This is a genomic window from Enterobacter sp. GER_MD16_1505_Eko_090, from assembly GCF_003331015.1.
GTDB lineage: Bacteria > Pseudomonadota > Gammaproteobacteria > Enterobacterales > Enterobacteriaceae > Enterobacter > Enterobacter roggenkampii.
Map to the genome: position 1 here is coordinate 35,744 of NZ_PUQF01000014.1, position 25,832 is coordinate 61,575.

Annotated in this window: 24 protein-coding genes; 18 read left to right on the forward strand and 6 right to left on the reverse strand. The window is 55.9% G+C overall.

Annotated features, from left to right (window positions below; all coding sequences use genetic code 11):
- Positions 1–4 precede the first annotated feature (4 nt).
- The 12 genes from amiB to rlmB all read left to right on the forward strand — a co-directional run bounded on the left by amiB (position 5) and on the right by rlmB (position 13,785).
- Positions 5–1,345: an N-acetylmuramoyl-L-alanine amidase AmiB gene (gene amiB / locus C6A40_RS16425; protein ID WP_021240715.1), complete on the forward strand. Its 1,341-nt coding sequence runs from the start codon at positions 5–7 to the stop codon at positions 1,343–1,345.
- A gap of 9 nt (positions 1,346–1,354) precedes the next feature.
- Complete coding sequence (gene mutL, locus C6A40_RS16430; RefSeq protein WP_045335497.1) at positions 1,355–3,199, forward strand: DNA mismatch repair endonuclease MutL; 1,845 nt, start codon at positions 1,355–1,357, stop codon at positions 3,197–3,199.
- Positions 3,192–4,142, forward strand: a complete 951-nt coding sequence (miaA, locus tag C6A40_RS16435; protein ID WP_008502920.1) for a tRNA (adenosine(37)-N6)-dimethylallyltransferase MiaA — start codon at positions 3,192–3,194, stop codon at positions 4,140–4,142. The genes mutL and miaA overlap by 8 nt, the downstream gene beginning before the upstream one ends.
- 85 nt (positions 4,143–4,227) lie before the next feature.
- Entirely contained in the window at positions 4,228–4,539 is a 312-nt protein-coding gene (gene hfq / locus C6A40_RS16440; RefSeq protein ID WP_008502919.1) for an RNA chaperone Hfq, read from the forward strand.
- A gap of 74 nt (positions 4,540–4,613) precedes the next feature.
- Entirely contained in the window at positions 4,614–5,894 is a 1,281-nt protein-coding gene (gene hflX, locus C6A40_RS16445; protein ID WP_008502918.1) for a ribosome rescue GTPase HflX, read from the forward strand.
- A gap of 56 nt (positions 5,895–5,950) precedes the next feature.
- Positions 5,951–7,210: an FtsH protease activity modulator HflK gene (gene hflK / locus C6A40_RS16450; protein ID WP_032675814.1), complete on the forward strand. Its 1,260-nt coding sequence runs from the start codon at positions 5,951–5,953 to the stop codon at positions 7,208–7,210.
- 2 nt (positions 7,211–7,212) lie between these two features.
- A complete protein-coding gene (gene hflC / locus C6A40_RS16455; protein ID WP_008502916.1) occupies positions 7,213–8,217 on the forward strand; it encodes a protease modulator HflC in 1,005 nt (334 codons plus the stop codon).
- A 71-nt stretch (positions 8,218–8,288) separates the two neighbouring features.
- Positions 8,289–8,486 (forward strand): DUF2065 domain-containing protein, encoded by a 198-nt coding sequence (locus C6A40_RS16460; RefSeq protein ID WP_045335498.1) that lies wholly within the window; start codon positions 8,289–8,291, stop codon positions 8,484–8,486.
- Positions 8,487–8,590: 104 nt separating this feature from the next.
- Positions 8,591–9,889 (forward strand): adenylosuccinate synthase, encoded by a 1,299-nt coding sequence (locus C6A40_RS16465; RefSeq protein ID WP_006178975.1) that lies wholly within the window; start codon positions 8,591–8,593, stop codon positions 9,887–9,889.
- Between the two features lie 192 nt (positions 9,890–10,081).
- Positions 10,082–10,507, forward strand: a complete 426-nt coding sequence (gene nsrR / locus C6A40_RS16470; protein WP_023293453.1) for a nitric oxide-sensing transcriptional repressor NsrR — start codon at positions 10,082–10,084, stop codon at positions 10,505–10,507.
- A gap of 38 nt (positions 10,508–10,545) precedes the next feature.
- Entirely contained in the window at positions 10,546–12,987 is a 2,442-nt protein-coding gene (rnr, locus tag C6A40_RS16475; protein WP_045335499.1) for a ribonuclease R, read from the forward strand.
- A 66-nt stretch (positions 12,988–13,053) separates the two neighbouring features.
- Positions 13,054–13,785 carry a 23S rRNA (guanosine(2251)-2'-O)-methyltransferase RlmB gene (rlmB, locus tag C6A40_RS16480; protein ID WP_008502911.1) on the forward strand — a complete coding sequence of 244 codons (732 nt, stop codon included), beginning with the start codon at positions 13,054–13,056 and terminating at the stop codon, positions 13,783–13,785.
- A 91-nt stretch (positions 13,786–13,876) separates the two neighbouring features.
- On the opposite strand, the gene C6A40_RS16485 is transcribed toward rlmB, so the two are convergent.
- The gene (locus C6A40_RS16485; protein ID WP_045335500.1) at positions 13,877–15,151 is read right to left on the reverse strand and encodes an MFS transporter; all 1,275 of its coding nucleotides are present in this window, start codon (positions 15,149–15,151) and stop codon (positions 13,877–13,879) included.
- Between the two features lie 194 nt (positions 15,152–15,345).
- Here C6A40_RS16485 and C6A40_RS16490 point away from each other — a divergent pair, with 194 nt between their 5' ends.
- Positions 15,346–16,968, forward strand: a complete 1,623-nt coding sequence (locus tag C6A40_RS16490) for an isovaleryl-CoA dehydrogenase (protein ID WP_045335501.1) — start codon at positions 15,346–15,348, stop codon at positions 16,966–16,968.
- Here the strand turns inward: C6A40_RS16490 and C6A40_RS16495 are convergent.
- The 3 genes from C6A40_RS16495 to bsmA all read right to left on the reverse strand — a co-directional run bounded on the left by C6A40_RS16495 (position 16,965) and on the right by bsmA (position 19,822).
- Positions 16,965–18,896: a methyl-accepting chemotaxis protein gene (locus C6A40_RS16495; RefSeq protein ID WP_045335502.1), complete on the reverse strand. Its 1,932-nt coding sequence runs from the start codon at positions 18,894–18,896 to the stop codon at positions 16,965–16,967. The genes C6A40_RS16490 and C6A40_RS16495 overlap by 4 nt on opposite strands.
- 172 nt (positions 18,897–19,068) lie before the next feature.
- Complete coding sequence (yjfN, locus tag C6A40_RS16500) at positions 19,069–19,356, reverse strand: DUF1471 family protease activator YjfN (protein ID WP_021240708.1); 288 nt, start codon at positions 19,354–19,356, stop codon at positions 19,069–19,071.
- Positions 19,357–19,492: 136 nt separating this feature from the next.
- Positions 19,493–19,822 carry a biofilm peroxide resistance protein BsmA gene (bsmA, locus tag C6A40_RS16505; protein ID WP_023616161.1) on the reverse strand — a complete coding sequence of 110 codons (330 nt, stop codon included), beginning with the start codon at positions 19,820–19,822 and terminating at the stop codon, positions 19,493–19,495.
- A 137-nt stretch (positions 19,823–19,959) separates the two neighbouring features.
- Here bsmA and yjfP point away from each other — a divergent pair, with 137 nt between their 5' ends.
- A complete protein-coding gene (gene yjfP, locus C6A40_RS16510) occupies positions 19,960–20,682 on the forward strand; it encodes an esterase (protein ID WP_023293446.1) in 723 nt (240 codons plus the stop codon).
- Here the strand turns inward: yjfP and ulaR are convergent.
- Together ulaR and ulaG are read right to left on the reverse strand one after the other, a co-directional pair.
- Positions 20,679–21,434 (reverse strand): HTH-type transcriptional regulator UlaR, encoded by a 756-nt coding sequence (gene ulaR, locus C6A40_RS16515; RefSeq protein ID WP_008502904.1) that lies wholly within the window; start codon positions 21,432–21,434, stop codon positions 20,679–20,681. The genes yjfP and ulaR overlap by 4 nt on opposite strands.
- A 109-nt stretch (positions 21,435–21,543) precedes the next feature.
- Positions 21,544–22,608, reverse strand: a complete 1,065-nt coding sequence (ulaG, locus tag C6A40_RS16520) for an L-ascorbate 6-phosphate lactonase (protein ID WP_006810379.1) — start codon at positions 22,606–22,608, stop codon at positions 21,544–21,546.
- A gap of 359 nt (positions 22,609–22,967) precedes the next feature.
- On the opposite strand from ulaG, the gene ulaA reads away from it, so the two are divergent.
- Genes ulaA through ulaD form a run of 4 tightly spaced genes read left to right on the forward strand, consistent with a single transcriptional unit; the run spans position 22,968 to position 25,826 of the window.
- Positions 22,968–24,368 (forward strand): PTS ascorbate transporter subunit IIC, encoded by a 1,401-nt coding sequence (gene ulaA, locus C6A40_RS16525; protein ID WP_021240705.1) that lies wholly within the window; start codon positions 22,968–22,970, stop codon positions 24,366–24,368.
- Between the two features lie 12 nt (positions 24,369–24,380).
- Positions 24,381–24,686 (forward strand): PTS ascorbate transporter subunit IIB, encoded by a 306-nt coding sequence (gene ulaB / locus C6A40_RS16530; RefSeq protein WP_003856022.1) that lies wholly within the window; start codon positions 24,381–24,383, stop codon positions 24,684–24,686.
- Positions 24,687–24,695: 9 nt separating this feature from the next.
- The gene (gene ulaC, locus C6A40_RS16535) at positions 24,696–25,163 is read left to right on the forward strand and encodes a PTS ascorbate transporter subunit IIA (RefSeq protein WP_003856024.1); all 468 of its coding nucleotides are present in this window, start codon (positions 24,696–24,698) and stop codon (positions 25,161–25,163) included.
- 12 nt (positions 25,164–25,175) lie between these two features.
- Positions 25,176–25,826, forward strand: coding sequence for a 3-keto-L-gulonate-6-phosphate decarboxylase UlaD (ulaD, locus tag C6A40_RS16540; RefSeq protein WP_008502901.1), 651 nt, complete (start codon positions 25,176–25,178; stop codon positions 25,824–25,826).
- The last annotated feature ends 6 nt before the right edge of the window (positions 25,827–25,832 follow it).

Sequence of the window (25,832 nt, forward strand, 5' to 3'; positions counted from 1 at the left end):
CGGGATGATAAATCGCGTTAAAGGTTGGTTGTTGGCTGCCACCGTGCTGCTGTGCGCGCAGGCCGGGGCGGCAAACCTCTCTGATATTCAGGTATCGAACGGCGAAAGCCAGGCCCGGATCACGTTCAGCTTTATGGGCGATCCTGAGTATGCGTTTTCACAGCCAGACAGCCACAGCGTGGCGCTGGATATCAAACAGACAGGCGTGATCCAGGGACTCCCGCTGCAGTTCAGCGGCAACAATCTGGTGAAAAGTATCCGTTCGGGTACGCCGCAGGATAGCCAGTCGTTACGCCTGGTGGTCGATCTGACCGAAAAGGGCAAAACGAAGGCGGTGAAGCAGCAAAACGGGGCGAACTATACGGTGGTCTTTACCATCAATGCCGATGTCCCGCCACCGCCTCCACCGCCGCCTGTCGTTGCCAAACGCGTGGAAGAACCGGTGTATACGCCGCGTCCTGCTGAACCCGCGCGTAATCCGTTTAAATCGCAGAACGATCGCATCACTGCGGCAACCAGCAGCAATACGGTGACCCGTCCGGCGGTGAGTACGCGCCGTGCTGCGACCAGCGGTGACAAAGTGATTATCGCCATTGATGCAGGTCACGGTGGACAGGACCCGGGTGCGATTGGCCCGGGTGGGACGCAAGAGAAAAATGTCACCATCGCCATTGCCCGTAAGCTGCGTGCACTGCTCAACGACGACCCTACGTTCAAAGGCGTGTTGACCCGCGACGGGGATTACTTCATTTCGGTAATGGGGCGTTCGGACGTCGCGCGCAAGCAGAATGCGAATTTCCTGGTTTCCATCCACGCAGATGCTGCGCCTAACCGTAACGCGACCGGTGCCTCGGTATGGGTACTCTCGAACCGTCGCGCCAACAGCGAAATGGCCAACTGGCTGGAAGAGCATGAGAAGCAGTCTGAACTGCTAGGCGGCGCGGGCGATGTGCTGGCAAACAGCCAGTCAGACCCGTACCTGAGCCAGGCGGTGCTGGATTTACAATTCGGTCATTCTCAGCGCGTCGGGTATGATGTGGCCACTAACGTATTGAACCAGCTGCAAAGCATTGGTGTGCTGCATAAGCGTCGTCCTGAACATGCCAGCCTCGGCGTTCTGCGCTCGCCGGATATCCCGTCCATCCTTGTAGAGACGGGCTTTATCAGTAACAACGGTGAAGAGCGTCTGCTGGGAAGCGACAGCTATCAGCAGCAAATTGCTGAAGCGATTTATAACGGTCTGCGTAAATACTTTGATGCCCATCCGCTGCAGTCTGCGCCACAGAGCGGCGCTGCCCAGACGGCCAGCGCAGCGCTACCGGGTGAGATGACCGCGACCAACTAAGGAGAATTCATGCCGATTCAGGTTCTGCCGCCGCAGCTTGCGAACCAAATCGCCGCCGGTGAGGTGGTGGAACGCCCTGCGTCGGTCGTGAAGGAGCTGGTGGAAAACAGCCTCGATGCGGGCGCGACCCGCATCGATATTGATATCGAGCGCGGTGGCGCGAAGCTTATCCGCATTCGCGACAACGGCTGCGGCATAAAAAAAGAGGAGCTGGCGCTGGCGCTGGCGCGTCACGCCACCAGTAAAATAGCTTCTCTGGATGACCTGGAAGCGATTATTAGCCTTGGCTTTCGTGGTGAGGCGCTGGCGAGCATCAGCTCGGTTTCGCGCTTAACGCTGACCTCCCGTACCGCCGAACAGCAGGAAGCCTGGCAGGCTTACGCCGAAGGGCGCGATATGGATGTGACGGTCAAACCCGCGGCGCACCCTGTCGGCACGACGCTTGAAGTATTAGATCTCTTCTACAACACTCCCGCCCGACGCAAGTTCATGCGTACCGAGAAGACCGAATTCGGACACATCGACGAGATCATCCGCCGCATCGCGCTGGCGCGTTTCGATGTCACCATCAACCTCAGCCACAACGGCAAGGTGATGCGTCAGTATCGCGCGGTGGCAGAAGGTGGACAGAAAGAGCGTCGGCTGGGCGCCATTTGCGGGACCCCGTTTCTGGAACAGGCGCTGGCCATTGAGTGGCAGCACGGCGATCTGGCGCTGCGCGGCTGGGTAGCCGATCCGAACGCGAGCAGCGCTGCGTTTGCGGAGATCCAGTATTGCTACGTCAACGGCCGCATGATGCGCGACCGTCTCATCAATCACGCCATTCGCCAGGCCTGCGAAGACAAGCTCGGGGCCGATCAGCAGCCTGCTTTCGTGCTTTATCTGGAAATCGACCCGCATCAGGTGGATGTGAACGTCCATCCTGCCAAGCATGAAGTGCGGTTCCACCAGTCGCGACTGGTGCATGATTTTATCTATCAGGGCGTGTTGAGCGTGCTGCAGCAGCAGGGTGAAACGCCGTTGCCGCTGGAACACGCAGAACCTGCGCCACGCCCAATTCCTGAAAACCGTGTCGCTGCAGGCCGCAACCATTTTGCGGAGCCCGCCGTTGCGCGTGAACCGGAAGCGCCGCGCTTTTCCTCCGCAGGGGCCGCACCGCGTCCAACGGGTGCCAACTACCCGAATGCCCAGCCTGGCTATCAAAAGCAGCAGGGCGCGTTGTACCGCAAACTGCTGGAGACGCCAGTCGTAGAGCGTAAAGAACCTATTCCGGCACCTCAGCCTTCTCTGGACGGCCATAGCCAGAGTTTTGGCCGGGTGCTGACGATTATCGCGCCGGATATGGCACTGCTGGAACGTGACGGCAAATTGATGCTTCTGGCACTGCCGGTTGCCGAACGCTGGCTTAAACAGGTGCAGCTCACGCCGGGCGAAAATGCCGCCTGTGCGCAGCCGCTGTTAATTCCGGTTCGCCTGAAAATATCCCCAGATGAAACAAGGATATTGCAGCGTGCCGAAGCACAGCTGGCGCAAATGGGTATTGAAATTGTGCTCGAACCACAACATGTGACAATTCGTGCAGTGCCTTTACCCTTACGCCAACAAAATTTACAAAACTTGATTCCTGAACTGATAGGCTACCTGGCGCAGCAAACATCGTTTGATGCCGCTAACACCGCGCAGTGGATCGCCCGCCATCTGGCCAGCGAACACTCGCCGTGGAGCATGGCACAGGCCATCAGCGTGCTGGCGGAGGTTGAACGCCTCTGTCCGCATCTGGTGAAAGCGCCGCCGGGTGGGTTATTACAACCTGTTGATTTAAAAACGGCGATGAACGCCCTGAAACATGATTGATGTAAGTAAGGCGAGCCTGCCTAAGGCAATTTTTTTAATGGGCCCAACGGCCTCCGGCAAAACGGCGCTCGCCATTGAGTTGCGTAAAGTTTTGCCGGTAGAGTTGATTAGCGTCGACTCCGCCCTCATCTACCGAGGGATGGACATCGGCACGGCGAAGCCTGACGCAGAAGAACTGCGCGCGGCACCGCACCGTTTGCTGGATATCCTCGATCCGGCTCAGGCTTACTCCGCAGCGGATTTTCGCCGGGATGCCTTAGCCGAGATGGCCGAGATAACGGCGGCGGGGCGTATACCGCTGTTGGTTGGCGGAACCATGCTCTACTTCAAGGCGCTGCTGGAGGGGCTATCACCTCTGCCATCCGCGGACCCGGAAGTAAGAGCGAAAATTGAGCAGCAGGCGGCAGAGCAGGGGTGGGACGTTTTGCATCAGCAACTGGCGGAGATTGACCCGGTTGCCGCAGCGCGGATCCATCCAAATGATCCGCAAAGGCTTTCCCGGGCACTGGAAGTTTTTTTCATTTCGGGTAAAACTTTAACGGAACTGACGCAAACGTCAGGAGACGCTCTGCCGTATCAGGTGCATCAGTTCGCCATCGCCCCGGCGAGCCGTGAACTGCTCCATCAGCGAATTGAGCAGCGTTTTCATCAGATGTTAGCTTCAGATTTTGAAGCAGAAGTGCGGGCGCTATTTGCCCGTGGAGATTTGCATACGGACATGCCTTCCATTCGTTGTGTGGGATACCGCCAGATGTGGTCGTACCTTGAAGGTGAGATTTCATACGATGAAATGGTTTATCGAGGTGTTTGCGCCACGAGACAGTTAGCGAAGCGCCAGATCACCTGGCTGCGCGGTTGGGAAGGGGTTCACTGGTTAGACAGTGAAAAACCACAACAGGCGTTAAGCGACGTGATTGAGGTTGTTGGTGATATCGCTCACTGAATGTGTACAATTGAGGCGTATCGTGCGCAATTTTTCAGAATCGCAAGGTTCTAAGTACAAAACAAGCATATAAGGAAAAGATAGAATGGCTAAGGGGCAATCTTTACAAGATCCGTTCCTGAACGCATTGCGTCGGGAACGTGTTCCAGTTTCTATTTATTTGGTGAATGGTATTAAGCTGCAAGGTCAGATTGAGTCTTTCGATCAGTTCGTGATTCTGTTGAAAAACACGGTCAGTCAGATGGTCTATAAGCACGCTATTTCTACTGTTGTTCCGTCCCGTCCGGTATCTCATCACAGCAATAACGCTGGCGGCGGCACAGGTAGTAACTACCATCATGGCAGCAACGCGCAGGGTTCTTCAACGCCAGCGCAGGACAGCGACGAGACCGAATAAGGTTTCGCACTGTTATCCACACGGGGAGCCAGGGATCCTGCGTTCCCCGCTGATCTTTTTAGAGAGGTTTACGCTTGTTTGACCGTTATGATGCCGGTGAGCAGGCGGTGCTGGTACACATCTATTTTTCGCAAGACAAAGATATGGAAGACCTCCAGGAGTTTGAATCTCTGGTCTCTTCCGCCGGTGTCGAAGCAATGCAGGTGATTACCGGTAGCCGTAAAGCGCCGCACCCAAAGTATTTTGTTGGTGAAGGTAAAGCAGTCGAAATTGCGGATGCCGTAAAAGCAACCGGCGCGTCAGTCGTGTTGTTTGATCATGCGCTGTCTCCAGCCCAGGAGCGCAACCTGGAAGCTCTCTGCGAATGCCGTGTTATCGATCGCACGGGATTGATTTTAGACATTTTTGCTCAGCGTGCACGTACCCACGAAGGGAAACTGCAGGTTGAGCTGGCGCAGCTGCGTCATCTGGCAACGCGTCTGGTGCGTGGCTGGACCCACCTTGAAAGACAAAAAGGCGGGATTGGTTTGCGCGGCCCGGGTGAAACCCAGCTCGAAACCGACCGTCGTTTGCTGCGTGGCCGAATTACCCAGATCCTCTCACGTCTGGAAAGGGTCGAGAAACAGCGTGAGCAGGGGCGTCGGGCACGCACCAAAGCCGACATCCCGACGGTGTCGCTGGTGGGGTATACCAACGCCGGTAAATCCACCCTGTTTAACCAGATAACCGAGGCCCAGGTTTATGCCGCAGACCAGCTGTTTGCGACCCTGGACCCGACGCTGCGCCGTATTGACGTTGCAGACGTCGGTGAAACGGTGCTGGCGGATACCGTAGGGTTTATCCGTCACCTGCCGCATGACCTGGTGGCGGCGTTCAAGGCCACCTTGCAGGAGACGCGACAGGCGACCCTGCTGCTGCACGTGATTGATGCGGCAGACGTGCGCGTGCAGGAGAACATCGACGCGGTGAACGTGGTGCTCGAAGAGATCGACGCCCACGAAATCCCAACGCTGTTGGTGATGAACAAGATCGATATGCTGGACGATTTCGAACCGCGTATCGACAGAGATGAAGAGAACAAACCGATTCGGGTCTGGCTTTCTGCCCAGACCGGTCTTGGTGTGCCACTGCTTTTCCAGGCTTTGACAGAACGTCTTTCCGGTGAGGTAGCTCAGCACACGCTGCGACTGCCGCCACAGGAAGGCAGGCTGCGCAGCCGGTTTTATCAGCTTCAGGCGATAGAAAAAGAGTGGATGGAGGATGACGGCAGCGTGGGGATGCAGGTGCGTATGCCGATCGTTGACTGGCGTCGCCTCTGTAAACAAGAACCTGCGCTGGTCGACTATATCGTCTGATCAGAAAGGGGATGCCTGAATAATTCGCCCTTGCATAACAAATATGGAGCATATACATGGCGTGGAATCAGCCCGGTAATAACGGACAGGACCGCGACCCGTGGGGAAGCAGCAATAATCAAGGCGGCAACTCTGGGGGAAATGGCAACAAAGGTGGTCGCGAGCAGGGGCCGCCGGATCTGGATGATATATTCCGCAAGCTGAGCAAGAAGCTTGGTGGTCTTGGCGGAGGTAAAGGTTCTGGCTCAGGTGGAAATTCCACCCAGGGGCCGCGCCCGCAAATGGGTGGCCGCGTAGTCGGTATTGTTGCCGCTGCAGTGGTAATCATCTGGGCTGCTACCGGGTTCTACACCATTAAAGAAGCGGAACGCGGTGTCGTTACGCGTTTTGGCAAGTTCAGCCATCTGGTTGAGCCGGGCCTGAACTGGAAACCGACCTTCATTGACGACGTGACCGCGGTCAACGTGGAATCGGTTCGTGAACTGGCGGCGTCTGGTGTGATGCTGACGTCTGATGAAAACGTGGTGCGCGTTGAGATGAACGTGCAGTACCGCGTGACCGATCCTGAGCGTTATCTGTTTAGCGTGACCAGCGCCGATGACAGCCTGCGTCAGGCGACCGACAGCGCCCTGCGCGGGGTGATCGGTAAATACACCATGGACCGTATCCTGACCGAAGGTCGTACCGTTATCCGTAGCGATACCCAGCGTGAGCTGGAAGAGACCATTCGTCCATACAACATGGGGATTACCCTGCTGGACGTCAACTTCCAGGCCGCTCGTCCGCCGGAAGAGGTGAAAGCGGCCTTTGACGATGCGATTGCTGCACGTGAAAACGAACAGCAGTACATCCGTGAAGCAGAAGCCTACACCAACGAAGTTCAGCCACGTGCTAACGGTCAGGCGCAGCGTATTCTGGAAGAAGCGCGTGCGTATAAGACCCAGACCATCCTGGAAGCACAGGGTGAAGTGGCTCGCTTTGCGAAGATCCTGCCTGAGTATAAAGCGGCGCCGGAAATTACCCGTGAGCGTCTCTATATCGAGACCATGGAAAAAGTGCTGAGCCACACCCGCAAAGTGTTGGTTAATGACAGTAAAGGCGGAAACCTGATGGTGCTGCCGCTGGATCAGATGCTGAAAGGCAGTTCTGCATCGGCAGCAAAAGACAACAGCGGTGCGAACAACCTGCTGCGTCTGCCACCTGCGTCATCCGGTAGCACAAGCGCAACAACCACGTCTTCTTCGAGCGATGGTGACATTATGGACCAACGCCGTGCTAACGCGCAGCGTAACGACTACCAGCGTCAGGGGGAATAAGGATGCGTAAGTCAGTTATTGCGATCATCGTCATCGTACTGGTCGTGCTTTATACCTCGATCTTTGTGGTGAAAGAGGGCGAGCGTGGGATCAAGTTCCAGTTCAGCAGCGTCGTGCGTGATGGCGACAAACGCCCGGTGATCTACGAGCCGGGTCTGCACTTCAAGGTGCCGTTCATTCAGTCAGTGAAAACGCTTGATGCGCGTATCCAGACCATGGATAACCAGGCCGACCGTTTCGTGACCAAAGAGAAGAAAGACCTGATCGTTGATTCCTATATCAAATGGCGCATCAGCGATTTCAGCCGTTACTTCCTGGCAACGGGCGGCGGTGACGTTTCTCAGGCAGAAGTGCTGCTGAAACGTAAGTTCTCTGACCGTCTGCGTTCTGAGATTGGTCGTCTGGATGTGAAAGACATCGTGACCGATTCCCGTGGCCGTCTGACCCTGGAAGTTCGCGATGCGCTGAACTCCGGCACAGCGGGCACTGAAGATGAAGTTTCAACGCCGGCAGCAGATGATGCGATTGCCAAAGCGGCTGAGCGCGTTCAGGCTGAAACCAACGGTAAAGTGCCGGTGATCAACCCGAACAGTATGGCTGCGCTGGGTATTGAAGTGGTAGACGTGCGTATCAAGCAGATCAACCTGCCGGTGGAAGTGTCCGAGGCGATTTACAACCGTATGCGCGCTGAGCGTGAAGCGGTCGCCCGTCGTCACCGTTCACAGGGCCAGGAAGAGGCGGAGAAGCTGCGCGCTGCTGCGGACTACGAAGTGGCCAAAACGCTGGCGGAATCTGAGCGTCAGGGTCGTATCCTGCGCGGTGAAGGTGATGCCGAGGCGGCGAAGCTGTTTGCCGATGCCTTCAGTCAGGATCCTGACTTCTATGCCTTTATCCGTAGCCTGCGTGCTTACGAGAATAGCTTCCAGAGCAACCAGGATGTGATGGTGCTCAGCCCGGACAGCGATTTCTTCCGTTATATGAAGACGCCGACTAACGCAACGCGATAAACTCAGGCTCGTTTGAGTATTCAAACCACCGCTCCCCACGGAGCGGTGGTTTTCTTTTATAAGGAACAAAAATGAATTCAACGATCTGGCTCGCGCTGGCCCTGGTCCTGGTGCTGGAAGGTCTGGGACCGATGCTCTATCCACGCACCTGGCGTCGAATGATCGCCACCATGAGCCAACTGCCGGATAATATTTTACGTCGTTTTGGCGGCGGTCTTGTGGTTGCGGGCATCGTGATCTACTACATGTTGAGGAAAACGATTGGCTGATCAAAAAATGGTCGGATTTGGGATATTCTGAGGTCAAAAAGTGCTGTATATCTGAAAAAGCGATGGTAGAATCCATTTTTAAGCAAACGGTGATTTTGAAAAAAATGGGTAACAACGTCGTCGTACTGGGCACCCAATGGGGTGACGAAGGTAAAGGGAAGATTGTTGATCTTCTGACTGAACGGGCTAAATATGTTGTGCGCTACCAGGGCGGTCACAACGCAGGCCATACTCTCGTAATCAACGGTGAAAAAACCGTCCTCCATCTTATTCCATCAGGCATTCTTCGCGAAAACGTCACCAGCATCATCGGTAACGGCGTTGTGCTGTCTCCAGCGGCGCTGATGAAAGAGATGAAAGGTCTGGAAGACCGTGGTATCCCGGTTCGCGAGCGTCTGCTGCTCTCCGAAGCCTGCCCGCTGATCCTGGACTATCACGTGGCGCTGGACGTTGCGCGTGAAAAAGCCCGCGGCGCGAAAGCGATCGGCACCACCGGTCGTGGTATCGGCCCGGCTTACGAGGATAAAGTAGCTCGTCGCGGTCTGCGCGTGGGTGACCTCTTCGACAAAGCAACCTTCGCTGAAAAACTGAAAGAAGTGATGGAATATCACAACTTCCAGCTGGTGAACTTCTACAAAGCTGACGCTGTTGACTACCAGAAAGTGCTGGATGACGTCATGGCGATTGCAGACATTCTGACCGGTATGGTTGTTGATGTGTCCGATCTGCTGGACCAGGCGCGCAAGCGTGGCGATTTCGTCATGTTCGAAGGTGCGCAGGGTACGCTGCTGGACATCGACCACGGTACCTATCCGTACGTAACCTCTTCCAACACCACCGCGGGTGGCGTGGCGACCGGCTCTGGCCTGGGTCCACGTTATGTGGATTACGTTCTGGGCATCATCAAAGCGTACTCCACTCGCGTGGGTGCAGGTCCATTCCCGACCGAACTGTTTGATGAAACCGGCGAGTTCCTGTGCAAGCAGGGTAACGAGTTTGGCGCGACCACCGGTCGTCGTCGTCGTACTGGCTGGCTGGATGCGGTTGCCGTGCGTCGTGCAGTGCAGATCAACTCCCTGTCTGGCTTCTGCCTGACCAAGCTGGACGTACTGGACGGCCTGAAAGAAGTGAAAATCTGCGTAGGCTACCGTATGCCTGATGGCCGCGAAGTGACCACCACGCCGCTGGCTGCTGACGACTGGGAAGGCATTGAGCCAATCTACGAAACCATGCCGGGCTGGTCTGAGACCACTTTCGGTGTGAAAGAGCGTAGCGGCCTGCCGCAGGCGGCGCTGGATTATATCAAGCGTATTGAAGAACTGACCGAAGTGCCGATCGATATTATTTCTACCGGCCCGGATCGTACTGAAACGATGATCCTGCGCGACCCGTTCGACGCATAATCTTCGTGACTGCTGGCCTGCGGGGAGACCCGTAGGCCGGATAAGCGTAGCGCCATCCGGCGACCGCTCCTGGATCTCCGCTTTTTCGCCCCGTCTGTCAAATAAATTAGCCGCTAACTATCTGGCTGGTTTATCATCATTAATGAATATCTCTGCGGTTTGTCCGCGATTTCCCTTTTTCCTGAGGTTGATGTGCAGTTAACAAGTTTCACCGATTACGGCTTACGCGCGCTGATCTACATGGCGTCGTTACCCGATGGGAAAATGACCAGTATCTCTGAAGTCACAGAGGTCTACGGCGTATCCCGTAATCATATGGTCAAAATAATCAATCAACTTAGTCGTGCCGGATACGTTGCTGCCGTCCGCGGGAAGAATGGTGGGATCCGTCTCGGTAAACCGGCACAGAGTATTCGTGTTGGCGATGTGGTACGTGAACTGGAGCCGCTGTCTCTGGTGAACTGCAGCAGCGAGTTCTGCCACATCACGCCCGCTTGCCGCCTGAAAAAGGCGCTTTCTAAGGCCGTGCAAAGTTTTCTCAAGGAGCTGGATAACTACACGCTGGCCGATTTGGTTGAAGAGAATCAACCGCTTTATAAATTATTGCTGGTGGAATGAAGAAAATTTCCACCGGAGCTGACAACGGAGGAACCGACATGTCACACGATCCTTTCCAGGAACGCGAAGCCGAAAAATACGCGAATCCTATCCCCAGCCGCGAGTTCATCATTGAACACTTAACAAAACGCGAAAAACCCGCCAATCGTGAAGAACTTGCTGTTGAATTAAACATTGAAGGTGAAGAGCAAATTGAAGCCCTTCGCCGCCGCCTGCGCGCGATGGAGCGTGACGGGCAACTGGTCTTTACCCGCCGCCAGTGCTACGCGCTGCCAGAACGCCTCGACCTGCTGAAAGGGACCGTCATTGGTCACCGCGATGGCTTCGGCTTCCTGCGCGTGGAAGGCCGTAAAGACGATCTGTATCTCTCATCTGAACAGATGAAAATGTGCATCCACGGTGACCAAATTCTGGCGCAGCCGCTGGGCGCTGACCGTAAAGGTCGCCGAGAAGCGCGCGTCGTGCGCGTCCTGGTGCCAAAAACCAGCCAGATTGTTGGCCGCTACTTTACCGACGCGGGCGTGGGCTTCGTGGTGCCGGACGACAGCCGTCTGAGCTTCGACATTCTGATCCCACCTGAAGAGGTGATGGGCGCCCGCATGGGCTTTGTGGTGGTGGTGGAACTCACCCAGCGCCCAACTCGTCGCACCAAAGCGGTAGGTAAAATCGTCGAAGTGCTGGGCGATAATATGGGCACCGGCATGGCCGTTGATATGGCGCTGCGCACCCACGAAATTCCATACATCTGGCCGAAAGCGGTTGAAGAGCAGATCGAAAGCCTGCGTGAAGAAGTGCCGGAAGAATCCAAAGTGGGCCGCGTGGATCTCCGCTCCCTGCCGCTGGTTACGATCGACGGTGAAGACGCCCGTGACTTCGATGACGCCGTCTACTGCGAGAAAAAACGCGGTGGCGGCTGGCGTCTGTGGGTAGCGATTGCAGACGTAAGCTACTACGTTCGTCCGCATACTCCGCTGGATAACGAAGCGCGCAGCCGCGGTACTTCGGTCTACTTCCCGTCGCAGGTTGTACCGATGCTGCCGGAAGTGCTGTCTAACGGCCTGTGTTCCCTGAACCCGCAGGTTGACCGCCTCTGTATGGTTTGCGAGATGACCATCTCCAACAAAGGGCGCTTAACTGGCTATAAATTCTACGAAGCGGTGATGAGCTCGCACGCGCGTCTGACCTACACCAAGGTCTGGCATATGCTGCAGGGCGACCAGGATCTTCGCGAACAGTACGCGCCGCTGGTCAAACACATCGAAGAGCTGCATAACCTCTACAAAACGCTGGATCAGGCGCGCGAAGAGCGCGGTGGGATCTCCTTTGAGAGCGAAGAGGCGAAATTTATCTTCAACGCCGAGCGCCGCATTGAGCGCATCGAGCAGACCCAGCGTAATGATGCGCACAAGCTGATTGAAGAGTGTATGATCCTGGCGAACATCTCGGCGGCACGCTTCGTTGAGAAAGCCAAAGAGCCTGCGCTGTTCCGTATTCACGATAAACCGTCGACGGAAGCCATCACCGCGTTCCGCTCCGTGCTGGCTGAACTGGGCCTGGAGCTGCCGGGCGGCAATAAGCCAGAGCCGCGCGATTACGCCGAGCTGCTGGAATCCATTAGCGATCGTCCTGATGCAGAAATGCTACAGACAATGCTGCTGCGCTCGATGAAGCAGGCGATTTACGATCCGGAAAACCGCGGTCACTTCGGCCTGGCGCTGCAGTCTTACGCCCACTTTACGTCGCCGATCCGTCGTTACCCTGACCTTTCGCTGCACCGTGCGATCAAGTATCTGCTGGCGCAGGAGCAGGGCCATAAAGGGAACACCACCGAAACCGGTGGCTACCACTATTCGATGGAAGAGATGCTGCAGCTGGGTCAGCACTGCTCCATGACCGAACGCCGTGCCGATGAAGCTACCCGCGACGTGGCGGACTGGCTGAAGTGTGACTTTATGCTGGACCAGGTCGGTAACGTCTTCAAAGGCGTGATTGCCAGCGTGACCGGCTTTGGCTTCTTCGTTCGTCTGGACGAGCTGTTTATCGACGGTCTGGTGCACGTCTCCAGCCTGGATAACGACTACTACCGCTTCGACCAGGTCGGTCAGCGTCTGATCGGCGAATCTGGCGGCCAGACCTATCGTCTGGGCGACCGTGTGGAAGTGAAGGTTGAGGCCGTGAATATGGACGACCGTAAAATCGACTTCAGCCTGATCTCCAGCGAGCGCGCACCGCGTAACGTCGGTAAAACCGATCGCGAAAGAGCGAAAAAAGGCGGAAACGGCAAAACGAGCGGCAAGCGCCGTCAGGCCGGTAAGAAGGTGAACTTCGAGCCGGACAGTGCGTTCCGCGGCGAGAAGAAGCAGAAGCCGAAGGCGGCGAAGAAAGAAGCCCGTGCCGCGAAGAAACCTTCCGCGAAGACACAGAAAATAGCGGCCGCCACCAAAGCGAAGCGCGCGGCTAAGAAAAAGCAGGCGGAGTAAATTCTCCCCTCACCCTGACCCTCTCCCCAACCGGGAGAGGGGAAATACTTATTACGAGAACCATCAATGAGTGAAATGATTTACGGCATCCACGCGGTGCAGGCCCTTCTCGAGCGCGCACCGGAGCGTTTTCAGGAAGTGTTTATTCTGAAAGGGCGTGAAGACAAACGTCTGATGCCGCTGATCCACGCCCTGGAAGCGCAGGGCGTGGTGATCCAGCTGGCTAACCGCCAGTTCCTGGATGAGAAAAGTGAAGGCGCGGTTCACCAGGGGATCATTGCCCGCGTGAAGCCGGGCCGTCAGTATCAGGAAAACGATCTGCCGGATCTGATCGCTGAGCTCGAGAATCCGTTCTTCCTGATCCTCGATGGCGTTACCGATCCGCACAACCTCGGCGCGTGTCTGCGTAGTGCGGATGCGGCGGGCGTGCATGCGGTGATCGTGCCGAAAGATCGCTCCGCGCAGCTGAACGCGACGGCGAAGAAAGTGGCCTGCGGCGCGGCGGAAAACGTTCCGCTGATCCGCGTGACCAACCTGGCGCGCACCATGCGTATGCTGCAGGAAGAGAACATCTGGATCGTCGGTACTGCCGGTGAAGCGGATCATACCCTATATCAGAGCAAAATGACCGGCCGTCTGGCGCTGGTGATGGGGGCGGAAGGTGAAGGCATGCGTCGCCTGACGCGCGAGCACTGCGACGAGCTGATCAGCATCCCGATGGCGGGCAGCGTGTCCTCCCTGAACGTGTCTGTTGCGACGGGCATCTGCCTGTTTGAAGCGGTGCGTCAGCGCGGGTAGCCTGTTATGCCGGGTGGCGGCTTCGCCTTACCCGGCCTACAAAGGCACGGTACCGTAGGCCCGGTAAGCGTAGCGCCACCGGGCATTAACCTCATTCCTCCAGTGACCGCAGATGGTCATCCTTCCTCAGCGTCATCAGCGCGAAAATACTCACTACCGCCGTCGCCATCACGTAGTACGCCGGAATATCCAGGTTACCCGTCTCTTTAATTAAGCCTGTAATGATCAGCCCCGCACAGCCCGAGAAAATCGCGTTCGACAATGAGTAGGCCAGCCCCAGGCCCGTATAGCGCACGCGCGTCGGGAACATCTCAGAGAGCATCGCCGGGCCCGGCCCCGCCAACATCCCCACCAGACCGCCCGCAATCAGTACCACTATCGCTTTCACCGCCAGCGTGCTGGATTCCGCCTGCAGAAGTTTCAGCAGCGGCAGGGCGAGGATCAGCAGCAGCGCGGTGGCGATAATCATCACCGTGCGACGCCCGATCCGATCGCTGAGGATCCCCGATGGAATGATGGTCAGCGCAAACCCAACGTTCGAAATTACCGCGATCAACAGCGCCTGGTTAAACCCGGTGTGCAGCGCCGACTGTAGATAGGTCGGCATAATGACCAGGTAGGTGTACCCCGCCGCTGACCAGACCATGACGCGGCCAATCCCCATCACGATGGCCCGGAGCGTGGCGGCAATGTCCGCCTGAGCGACGGTCGGTTTGTCCTGCTGCTGCACAAAGCTGGGTGTCTCCTCCATGCTGACGCGAAGCCACAGCGCAACAGCGCCCATGGGCAGCGCCAGGAAGAAAGGAATGCGCCAGCCCCAGTCGTGCAATGCCTCAGGCGTGAGGAGGGCGGAGAGCAGCGCCACGATGCCTGCACCCGCTAACAGCCCCAGCGCCACGGTAAAGGACTGCCAGGCGCCATAGAGCCCACGCTTGCCGCGCGGGGCGAACTCCGTCATCAGCGAGACCGCACCGCCGTATTCGCCGCCCGCGAACAGCCCCTGCAGGATGCGCAGCAGCGTAACGATCAGCGGTGCGGCAATCCCGATGCTGGCGTAGACTGGCACAATGCCGATGGCGGCGGTAGCGAGCGTCATGAGCACCAGCACAATAATGAGCGTCGGCTTACGGCCAATTCGGTCGCCGATGCGTCCAAACACCACCGCACCCAGCGGACGGAAGAAGAAGGCGATGGCAAATGAGGCGTAGGTGAGGATCAGGCTGGTAAGCCCCGCTTCCCCTTCAAGCTGAAAGAAGTTCTTCGCAATGACGGTCGCCAGAAAACCGTAGACCGCAAACTCATACCACTCGATAAAGTTACCAATGGAGCCGGCAATTAATGCTCGCTTGTGCGCATCCGGTTGCATAACTTTCCTCACTGAAAGGGGGAGAGAATAAATTATTCAACAAAAGCGAAGTCATGAAATAGTTTATTCTTATGTTCTGTGAGCTATTTCACGAATGATATCAGCGGGATCGTGAACGTGTGACTCCCCTCCCATGCAGCGTGTGCGCGGTCTGTCCATACTTATCGACATTGCCACTGAAGGAGGGAGACAGTATGCACTGGCAGACTCATACCGTTTTCAATCAACCCGCACCACTCTCTAACAGCAACCTTTTTCTCTCGGACTGCGCGCTGCGTGACGCAGTCTCGCGTGAGGGTGCCGAGTGGGATATCGAACTGCTCGCCAGCATCGGGCAGCAGTTAGGTACCGCAGAGTCGCTGGAGCTGGGCAGGCTGGCGAACGTGAATCCGCCGGAGTTGCTTCGCTATGACGCCACCGGAGAGCGCCTGGATGACGTTCGCTTTCACCCGGCATGGCACCTGCTGATGCAGGGGCTGTGTGCCAATCGGGTACATAACCTGGCATGGGAAGAGGAGGCGCGTAAGGGGGCGTTTGTCGCCCGGGCCGCACGCTTTGTGCTTCATGCTCAGGTTGAGGCAGGCACGCTTTGTCCCGTCACCATGACGTTTGCCGCGACACCGCTCCTGCAGCAGGCGCTCCCTAAACTATTTCACGACTGGCTGACGCCGCTGCTCAGCGATCGCTACGATCCTCATCTGGCGCCTGGCGCGCAAAAACGCGGCCTGCTGATCGGTATGGGGATGACGGAAAAACAGGGCGGCTCGGACGTGCTGAGCAACACCACCAAAGCGGAAAAATGCAGCGACGGCAGCTACCGGCTGGTGGGCCATAAATGGTTTTTCTCCGTCCCGCAAAGCGATGCGCATCTGGTGCTGGCACAGGCGAAGGGCGGGTTGTCCTGCTTTTTTGTGCCGCGCTTTTTACCTGACGGACAGCGCAACGCCGTCCGGCTGGAGCGCCTTAAGGACAAGCTCGGGAACCGCTCCAACGCCAGCACCGAGGTGGAGTTTCTTGATGCCTCCGGCTGGCTGCTGGGGGAAGAGGGCGAAGGGGTACGGCAGATCCTCAAAATGGGCGGTCTGACGCGCTTTGACTGCGCGCTGGGTAGCCACGGACTGATGCGTCGGGCGCTCTCGGTGGCGCTGTACCATGCCCATCAGCGTCAGACCTTCGGCAAAAATCTCATCGATCAGCCGTTAATGCGCGAAGTGCTAAGCCGGATGGCGCTGGTTCTGGAGGGGCAAACTGCGCTGCTGTTCCGCCTGGCCCGGGCGTGGGATAAACGCGCGGATCCGCAGGAGGCGGCATGGGCACGGCTTTTTACTCCGGCCGCGAAATTTAGCGTCTGTAAAGCGGGCATCCCGTTTGTGGCTGAAGCGATGGAGGTGCTGGGTGGGATCGGATATTGCGAAGAGAGCGAACTTCCCCGCCTGTACCGCGAAATGCCGGTGAACAGCATCTGGGAAGGGTCAGGAAATATTATGTGCCTGGACGTGCTGCGCGTGCTGGCGAAGCAGCCGGGTATTCACGACCTGCTTGCCGACGAGTTTGCGCAGGTGAAAGGGCAGGACAGACACTTCGACCGCAGCTGGCGACAGCTTCAGCAAAAACTGCGTAAGCCTCAGGAAGCGCAGGGGCGGGAGATCGCGCAGCAGCTTTTCCTGCTGGGTGCCGGAAGCCAGATGCTGCGGCACGCATCGCCCCCGGTGGCGCAGGCGTGGTGCCGCATGATGCTGGATACCCGTGGCGGTACGCTGATGAGCGAGCAGGTGCAAAATGACCTGCTGCTACGTGCGACGGGCAGAGTCGGTTAGTCTTTTAGCTGGAACAGACTCACCAGTTGAGCCAGATGTGACCCCTTCTCGCGCAGCGTTTGAGCGGTTTGTTCGCTGCGTGAGATACGATCCGCATTAATATGCGACGCTTCGCCAATGTGGGTCATGGCGAGATTCACCTGGCCAATCCCTGCGGACTGCTCGCGTGAGGCATGGTTAATCTCGGTGACCAGCTGGCTGATGTTATCGATATGAATGATGATGTCATCCATCGCCAGGCGCGTCTGTTCAGACAGCGCATGGCCTTCGCTCACTTTCCTGAGCGTATCGGCAATCAGCTGTTCAATCTCCTTCACCGCGTTGGCGCTGCGTCCGGCCAGGGCGCGAACTTCCTGCGCAACCACCGCAAACCCTTTCCCATGCTCGCCCGCGCGGGCCGCTTCCACTGCCGCATTCAGCGCCAGGATATTGGTCTGGAAAGCGATGGACTCAATCACACGCGTGATGTCTTCGATGCGTTTTGACGCCTCGCGAATGTCGTCCATGGTCGACACGGCGTGGGTGACCGTCTCACCGCCCTGATGGACCGCGAGGGAGGTTTCACCCACCAGCTGCTGCGTTTGCTCCATGTTGGCGGCATTTTGCTGTACGGTGGCGGCCAGCTGCTCCATGCTGGCGGAGGTCTCTTCCACGCTGCTGGCCTGCTTGTTGATCTGCTCAGAAATCTCGCCGGTATCGGACGCCAGCGCGTTAGTGCCCAAATGGATCTCGCCTGCGGCCTCGCGAACCTGCAGAACAATTTTTTGCAGGCCGCCGCCGATGCCGTTAATGGCGTCGATCAGCTGGCCGACCTCGTCCTGACGCGTCACGGGCAGGCTGGAACGGAGATCCCCTGCAGCATATTGCCGGGCAAGATGGATCACATTGCTCAGCGGCCGGGTCAGCACACGGCGAATAAGGACCACGAACAGACCAGCAAACAGGATAGATAAGACCACGCCGGCCAGCAGGAAGCGATCGCGCATGGCGTTAACGCTTGAGAGCAGCACCGATTTATCCACTTCGCCCACGATAGTCCAGTTCCAGCCTGGCAGCGGGGTATAGGCCATTTTAAGCGTGCGGCCGTCGTCGCTTACGCGTTCCAGGGTGCCGGGCTTGTCACCCAGAAGCTGCTGCTGCGTCGCGTCGTCCCACTTCGGCAACTGCCCCTCTTCACCGGCATGGAACAGGTATTGCCCGCGCGTTTTGCCGTTGCTGCGATCCAGCACGAAGAAGTGACCGCTCTCGCCCAGGCGGCGGGTGAGGATTTTCTCGCGCATGACGTTCCAGGAGTGCGTAATGTCCACGCCAACAAAGACGATCGCAATGACCTGTCCTTCGGCGTTTTTAACCGGCTGATACTGGGTGATATAGCGTTTGCCAAACAGCAGCGCCAGTCCGCGGTAGACTTCCCCTCTGTTGACGGCGGCAAAGGCCGGGCTGGCGGTATCCAGCACGGTGCCCATCGCCCGCTCGCCATTCTCTTTGCGCAGGGAGGTGGCTACGCGAACAAAGTCGTTACCGCTGCGTACAAACAGCGTCGAAATGGCTCCCGTACGGTTCAGGAACTCGTCAGACAGGGTGTTGTTTTGATGCAGTCCGGTGTCACCGCCTTTCAGAAGCGGGACGCTGAGTCCGTTAATCGTCTGAGCCTGGGAAGTATCAATATTCAGTGGCTGCGGTAAAAAGGTGGTAAACAGCCGGGTATAACTCTCAACCTCTTCACTCAGGCTGGTGTTAAACATCTGCACCATGTCGACCATGCCGGTGGACTGATTGTGCAGGTCTTCTACCGCAAGGGCTTCAAGCTGCTGGCTGGCTTTTTGACTGAGCAGAAAAGTGAAAAGCAGAAACAGCGTGGCGACACTGACGCCCGTAAGCAGCGACAGCTTCGCCCCCAGGCCTGCACGGCGAAAAACGTTGATCATAAATTGCTCATCATTGAATAGGTGTGGTTCTTCAACGGCAGAGCGGAGATTACGTTTACTGAATTAATGTAACAAAATGTTATTTTGTTGTTATTGATTGTTTTTTCATAAGATAAAAAATTTGCAAAAGCGAAAAGCCACTAAAAATAAGTGGCTTTTATCAGGAGGGAGTTTACACGTAGAGAATGGCCTGTACCCGCCAGTGGTCGATATGGTTATCTTCCTGCATCTGGATGATGCGATACCAGGAAGCACCCTGCTCATCGGCCTTTAATGCCACGACGCGTTCAACGTCTTGCGGGCTCCCCGAGATATTATTCACGGAGATCTGGCCAATTTCATTCAGGCCAGTTACACAGTCAGCACTGGCGAATTCTGCTGACTGCGCGGTGGTGCTCACCAGGCCTGCGGAGAGCAACAGAGAGGTCAAAGCAAGAGTTCGTTTCATCGTCAGCTCCATTTCACATATTTCCGGTATCCGCCGGGCAATCCTTCGCGAATAAACCCCCATTCCTTGTCGCTGGCATGGAGTTTATTGTGGACAGGAAAATGTCTATGGACGCAAAGCAGTGTAAATGTCGTTCAAAGGTAAACCATTATTTTCGGTACAAAATGGCCTGTGAATACCACTGTCCCGTTATGATGGTTTCGTCGATCATAATAATGACGTAATAATCTGCTTTGGCGGCGACGGCTTGTGCCTTTATTGCCTCTTCTGCGTCATCCGGCGAACCGCGAACCAGCGCGGAGACGGTGCCCATTCGTTGTAATCCTTCCGTCTGATTACGACGAATCTCCTGCGGATGATCGGCAACCGGGGGAGCGGGTTGCGGTGTTCCCTGCAGTGCGCTACAGCCGCTGAGCAGAAACACCAGCAATAAAGCAGCAAACCTGTGCATAACCATATCTCGTTTCCTGATAGCCATAGTGTAGTTGTCTGTGAATTTAGTTTTGGGGGAATGTTCCCGAAGTGTTAGCTGGGACGTAATTTTCGAATGAAAATAGCCTGAAACCGTAATCCAGTTCTCAACATTATGAATCATCCATTCGTGCAGGGTCGACAATGATTGAAATTGAAATACGCCATCTCGGCGACCATGAAATTTTACACGCTATGCCAGCGGGTAAACGTGATAAACCGCTGCCTGTAGTGGTTTTTTATCATGGATTTACCTCATCGAAGCTGGTTTACAGTTACTTTGCGGTCGCGCTGGCGCAGGCGGGTTTTCGCGTGGTGATGCCGGATGCGCCTGACCACGGCGCACGATTTATGGGTAATGAGCAGGCGCGCCTTGGGCAGTTCTGGCACATACTGCACGGGAGTCTGACCGAGTTTGCCGGATTGCGCGATGCGCTTTATGAGGCAGGGCTGGTGGCCGAGCATCGTCTGGCCGTGGCCGGGGCGTCGATGGGCGGTATGACAGCCCTGGGGATCATGACGCACCATCCAGAAGTGAAGTCGGTCGCCTGTCTGATGGGCTCGGGTTATTTTACCTCGCTGGCGAAGACCCTTTTTCCCCCTCAGGATTTAGCGGAAATCACCGCGAGGCTGGAAGAGTGGGAAGTAACCCGGGCATTGCCGCGCCTCGCAGATCGCCCGCTTTTGCTGTGGCACGGTGACGCGGATGATGTGGTGCCACCTGACGGTACCTTCCGCCTGCAGCAGGCGTTAAAGAAGGAAGGGCTGGACGGTAATCTGACCTGTTTGTGGGAATCAGGCGTTCGCCACCGCATTACGCCAGCGGCGCTCGACGCCACGGTAGCGTTTTTCCGCCAGCACCTTTAAACGCGCAGCACTTTTACTCCCTGATCTTCCAGCTTCTGGAGGATCTCGGGGTTAGCCCCTTTGCCGGTGATCACCAGGTCGATCTGTTCTGCGCGACTGAACAGCATGCCTGCGCGTTCACCGACTTTACTGCTGTCGACCAGCACCACGAGTTTGCCTACCACGTTGAGCATGTTTTGTTCCGCCATCGCGGTCAGCATATCGGTTTTATACAAACCTTCAGCGGTCAGGCCTTTGCCGCTGGTAAACATCCAGTGTCCGGCGTAGAGACTGTTTTCGCTGTCCTGTGGGCTAAGCGTAATCGACTGACTTTTATTGTACTGACCACCCATGATCACCACGCTCTCATGCTCCTGATCGATGAGATAGTTGGCGAGCGGTAAGTAGTTCGTGATGATTTGCACCGGCTTGCCGCACATCTCGCGGCCCAGCAAAAACGCCGTAGAGCCGCAGTTGATAACGACACTCTCACCGGGATTCACCAGCTGCGACGCGGCTCTGGCGATCCGTACTTTTTCATCGTGATTCTGCGCCTGATGAATGTTCATCGGCGTCCAGCGGGGGCGCTGCTGGCTAATGGCTTCCGCACCGTTGCGAACTTTTTTCAGCTTGCCGCTTTCATCCAGCTTGTTAATGTCTCGCCGCGCGGTGGCAGGGGAAATCCCTAAACGTTCGATCACTTTCTCGACGGTGATAAACCCTGTTTGCGCCAGGAGTTCCAATAAAATTTGATGCCGTTGCGCTTCCGTCATGAGCTATTCCGATAAGAATTGATTTGAAAAGATGATATTTGAAATAGCGTGAAATTACTAAAATAAATATGAAATCGCCAGACACAAGTCTGGCGATGTGGCCTCGGAATCAGAGGAAGGACTTAAACGGCAGGTCAGGCTCAATGGTGAAGCAATCATCGAAACCACGCGGGTAGTGGTACTCAAGATTGTCTTTGTCCAGCGGCCAGGTGAACTTGCCGCCTACCTGCCAGATAAATGGCTTGAAGCCGTACTTCAGGCGGTCTTTTTTCATCTCCCACAACACGCGAATTTCCTGCGGATCGGCCTGGAAGTTTGACCAGATATCGTGGTGGAACGGAATAACGACTTTGGTGTTCAGCGCTTCCGCCATGCGCAGCATGTCGGCGCTGGTCATTTTATCCGTAATACCGCGCGGGTTCTCGCCGTAGGAGCCCAGGGCCACGTCAATCTGATGCTCGTTACCGTGCTTAGCGTAGTAGTTGGAGTAGTGGGAGTCACCGCTGTGATACAGGGAGCCGCCCGGCGTTTTGAACAGGTAGTTCACCGCGCGCTCGTCCATGCCGTCTGGCAGTACACCTGCCGCTTTTTGATCGGCCGGCAGCGTAATCAGAGCGGTACGGTCAAAGGCATCAAGAGCATGGATTTCAATGTCTTTGATTTTCACCACGTCGCCCGGTTTCATCACGATGCAGCGCTCTTTCGGCACACCCCAGCCAATCCAGAGATCCACGCAGGTCTGCGGCCCGATAAACGGCACATCGTCCGCGCAGTTTTGCATCACCGCTGCCGCCACGTTTACATCAATATGGTCGTTGTGATCGTGGGTAGAGAGCACGGCATCGATCTGACGAATGGCAAAAGGATCAAGCACAAACGGTGTAGTACGCAGGTTCGGCTGGAGTTTTTCAACGCCGGCCATACGCTGCATCTGGTGGCCTTTTTTCATCAGCGGGTTACCGTGGCTCTGTTTGCCGGTGCCGCACCAGAAATCGACGCAGATATTGGCGCCACCTTCTGATTTCAGCCAGATCCCGGTGCAGCCCAGCCACCACATTGCAAACGTGCCAGGAGCAACCTGTTCCTGCTCGATTTCTTCGTTCAGCCAGCTACCCCACTCCGGAAAGGTGCTCAGAATCCATGATTCACGGGTGATGGTTTTCACTTTACTCATCGTTTTGACTCCTGGTTTTAATCAAAAGTAATCACATCGTGATTTGTTGTGATTAATGCTGGCACCATTTTACGCGCTTTGCAATAGCGAAAATGCGGAATTTTATCTGCTCAACGTCACAGACTCTCTGCTTGTTACTTGTTAGATTATCGCGTAATAAACATTAATTTCATGAATTATAAGGACTAATTTATTTCATTTGTGCGGTAGTGAAAATCATTACTAACTGAAGGGAAATAAATTGCGTGATGCGTCACAAATAATCAAATTCAATCTTGTGGTGATTATTTGTGATTAATAGAGTGATGGCACCAACCGCACAGGGATTGCCCCTCGTGTTCTCATTTCTGGAGAGAGTTATGGAGATCCTCTACAACGTCTTTACCGTTTTCTTTAATCAGGTAATGACCAACGCCCCGCTGTTGCTGGGTATCGTGACGTGCCTGGGATATATCCTGCTGCGTAAAAGCGTCAGCGTGATTATTAAAGGCACCATCAAAACCATTATCGGTTTCATGTTGTTGCAGGCGGGGTCGGGCATACTGACCAGCACGTTTAAGCCAGTCGTTGCCAAAATGTCGGAAGTGTATGGCATTAATGGGGCTATCTCTGATACCTACGCCTCAATGATGGCGACCATCGATCGTATGGGCGATGCCTATAGCTGGGTAGGTTACGCCGTTCTGCTCGCGCTGGCGCTGAACATTATCTATGTTCTGCTGCGCCGCATTACCGGTATTCGCACCATCATGCTAACTGGGCACATTATGTTCCAGCAGGCGGGGCTGATTGCGGTTTCTCTCTATATCTTCGGTTACCCAATGTGGACCACGATTATCTGCACCGCGGTGCTGGTCTCGCTCTACTGGGGTATCACCTCCAACATGATGTACAAGCCAACCCAGATAGTGACCGACGGTTGCGGTTTTTCCATCGGTCACCAGCAACAGTTTGCTGCCTGGATTGCTTATAAAGTTGCGCCGTACCTGGGTAAAAAAGAAGAGAGTGTTGAAGACCTTAAGCTGCCTGGCTGGCTGAATATCTTCCATGACAACATCGTTTCGACCGCGATTGTGATGACCCTCTTCTTCGGCGCCATTCTGCTCTCCTTCGGTATTGATGTGGTGCAGGCGATGGCGGGGAAAACCCACTGGACGGTTTACATCCTGCAGACCGGTTTCTCTTTCGCCGTGGCTATTTTCATCATTACTCAGGGCGTGCGTATGTTCGTCGCCGAACTGTCTGAAGCTTTCAACGGTATCTCTCAGCGCCTGATTCCTGGCGCGGTACTGGCCATCGACTGTGCCGCTATCTATAGCTTCGCGCCAAACGCGGTGGTCTGGGGATTTATGTGGGGCACCATCGGCCAGCTGATTGCGGTGGGTATCCTGGTCGGCTGCGGCTCCTCAATCCTGATTATTCCGGGCTTTATCCCGATGTTCTTCTCCAACGCCACCATCGGCGTATTCGCTAACCACTTCGGCGGCTGGCGCGCGGCGCTCAAGATCTGCCTGGTAATGGGCATGGTTGAAATCTTTGGCTGCGTGTGGGCGGTCAAGCTCACCGGTATGAGCGCCTGGATGGGCATGGCGGACTGGTCAATTCTGGCACCGCCGATGATGCAGGGTTTTGCCTCCATCGGACTGATCTTTATGGCCATCATCATCCTGATTGCTCTGGCTTATATGTTCTTCGCTGGCCGTTCGCTGCGAGCTGAAGAAGATGCGGAAAAACAAACAGCAGAAGTGTCTGCTCATTAAGGAGTTTCGATTATGACCGTACGTATCCTGGCTGTGTGTGGTAATGGGCAAGGCAGCTCCATGATCATGAAGATGAAAGTGGACCAGTTTTTAACCCAGTCCAACATCGACCACACGGTGAACAGCTGCGCAGTGGGTGAATACAAAAGTGAGCTGAACGGCGCGGACATCATCATCGCCTCTACTCATATCGCCGGCGAAATTAGTGTGTCGGGTAATAAATATGTGGTGGGCGTACGCAACATGCTGTCGCCTGCGGATTTCGGACCAAAACTGCTGGAAGTGATCAAAGAACACTTCCCACAAGACGTGAAGTAAGGACGCCATATGAAACTACGTGATTCGCTGGCAGAGAATAACTCCATCCTTTTACAGGCCGAAGCCAGTACCTGGCAGGAAGCGGTGAAGCTGAGTGTGGATCTGCTGGTTAAGGCTGACGTTGTCGAGCCTCGTTACTACCAGGCTATTCTGGATGGCGTAGCGCAGCATGGCCCTTACTTTGTGATTGCGCCAGGCCTGGCGATGCCGCATGGCCGCCCGGAAGAGGGCGTCAAGAAAACCGGCTTCGCGCTGGTGACGCTGAAAACGCCGCTGGTGTTTAACCACGAAGATAACGACCCGGTCGACATCCTTATCACTATGGCGGCTGTCGATGCCAATACCCACCAGGAGGTGGGCATCATGCAGATCGTCAATCTGTTTGATGACGAAGCCAATTTTGACCGTTTACGCGCCTGCCGCACCGCGCAGGACGTGCTGGATTTAATTGATAACGCCACTGCGGCGGCCGTTTAAGAGGAATTGAATATGTCATTACCCATGTTGCAAGTTGCGCTGGATAACCAAACGCTGTCTCACGCTTACGAAACCACCCGCCTGATTGCGGAAGAAGTGGACATCATTGAAGTGGGCACCATTCTGTGCGTGGGCGAAGGCGTTCGTGCGGTTCGTGACCTGAAAGCGCTCTATCCGCATAAAATCGTGCTGGCGGATGCCAAAATCGCCGACGCAGGCAAAATCCTCTCCCGCATGTGCTTCGAAGCCAACGCCGACTGGGTCACCGTGATCTGCTGTGCGGATATCAACACCGCCAAAGGCGCGCTGGACGTGGCAAAAGAGTTTAACGGCGACGTGCAGATTGAGCTGACCGGCTTCTGGACCTGGGAGCAGGCCCAGGAGTGGCGCGACGCGGGCATTCAGCAGGTGGTATATCACCGCAGCCGTGATGCGCAGGCCGCAGGTGTGGCGTGGGGCGAGGCGGATATCAGCGCCATCAAACGTCTGGCCGATATGGGTTTCAAAGTGACCGTCACTGGCGGTCTGGCGCTGGAAGATCTGCCGCTGTTCAAGGGCATTCCGATTCACGTCTTTATTGCCGGTCGCAGCATTCGTGATGCGGCGTCCCCGGTGGAAGCGGCGCGTCAGTTCAAACGCTCAATCGCTCAGCTTTGGGGCTAAGGAGCG